This is a genomic window from Cryobacterium tagatosivorans, assembly GCF_004402215.1.
Classification (GTDB): domain Bacteria; phylum Actinomycetota; class Actinomycetes; order Actinomycetales; family Microbacteriaceae; genus Cryobacterium; species Cryobacterium tagatosivorans.
On record NZ_SOEZ01000062.1, the window covers coordinates 1 to 1417 of the forward strand.

At 63.1% G+C, this 1417-nt stretch carries 1 protein-coding gene; it reads left to right on the top strand.

Annotated features, from left to right (window positions below; genetic code table 11):
• The first annotated feature begins 245 nt into the window (after positions 1-245).
• Positions 246-1403: an IS110 family RNA-guided transposase gene (locus E3O23_RS13165; protein ID WP_134491714.1), complete on the top strand. Its 1158-nt coding sequence runs from the start codon at positions 246-248 to the stop codon at positions 1401-1403.
• Positions 1404-1417 lie beyond the last annotated feature (14 nt).

A 1417-nucleotide genomic window follows, 5' to 3' on the forward strand; every position in this document is an offset into this window, starting at 1 on the left:
TGCTGCGGCAGTACTTCCAGCTTGTTGAATAGGGGTAGGAATCGTGGGTCTGCAGCCCATTGTTCTCAGATCGTGGCAGGCCTCGCTCGAGTACTTCCTGTCGACCTTTTTCTGGCCTGGCTTTCTTAGGGCGTGCGGGCCAGCGACGGTCTCTTCGGCGGAGTGGCCTGAGAGAGGCTTGGATACGTTCTGAAAGCTGGTTTGCCCTCCGCTGTTCACCTATCCGATGAACTGAAAGGCATGTCATGGCAGCAACGATCATCGGTATTGACCCGCACAAGGAAAGTTGGACAGCAGTCGCTGTCGATCCCCGCGGACAGAAACTCGCATCCGTGCGGGCGCCGGTCACGGCGGCTGGCTATCGGCAGCTGCTGCGCTTCGCGGATCGGTACTCGGATCCGGTCTGGGCCATCGAGGGCGCCTACGGGCTCGGCGCTCCCTTGTCCGCGTTGCTTGCTGGGGACGGAGTCACCGCGTGGGATGTTCCTGCGAAGCTCGCCGCCCGGGTTCGGGTCCTCTCTACCGGTCACGGCCGCAAATCCGACGAAGACGACGCTCTATCAGTGGCTGTTGCCGCCACTACCTCCATGAAGTTGCGGCCCGTCCACACTGATCCGGCAGCTACGGAACTGAAGGTCCTCACCGAGTACCGCGACGACCTGGTGCGGACCCGAACACAGACGGTGAATCGGTTGCACGCGATCATGGTCTTGCTGGTCGTCGGTGGGGCACCGCGGAACCTGACCGCCGACACCGCAGCAGCGTTACTGCGTCGGGTTCGACCGCCGGAGAGTTTGGCCACAACTCGCCGGCTGATCGCAGCCGACCTCGTGGGCGAGATCCGCCGGCTGGACAAACGGATCGCCACGGCCACCGGCCACATCACCACCCGCGTGGCCAACGCGCAGTCCACGCTGACGAGCATCCCGGGAATAGGCCCGTTGACCGCTGGCAAAATCCTTGCCCGAACAGGGATGGTCACCCGGTTTACAACCGAGGCGCACTTCGCCGCATATGCCGGCGTCGCACCCCGGGAAGTGTCATCCGGGGACGTGATCCGCCATCGCCTCTCCCGGGGCGGGGACCGGCAACTGAACTATGCCATGCACGTCATAGCCCTCACCCAGATCAGCATGCGAACGAGCCCAGGGCGCATTTTCTACGACCGGAAACGCAGCGAGGGCAAAAGCAGTAAAGAGGCAATCCGTGCCCTGAAACGGCGTTTGGCTACCGTCGTGTTTCGGATTCTGACGGCTGACTGCACACGCCGGACAGCGGGCCCGGCAGGACAACCGGGAACGGCCCTAATATCCAGCGTGACCGGCTCGCATCCCAGCACCGGCTCTTTGGAAAAGTCACTGACCGGACCCACCACAACAAAGCCTACCCACGACGCCACTTGACCAGAGAGGCGCCC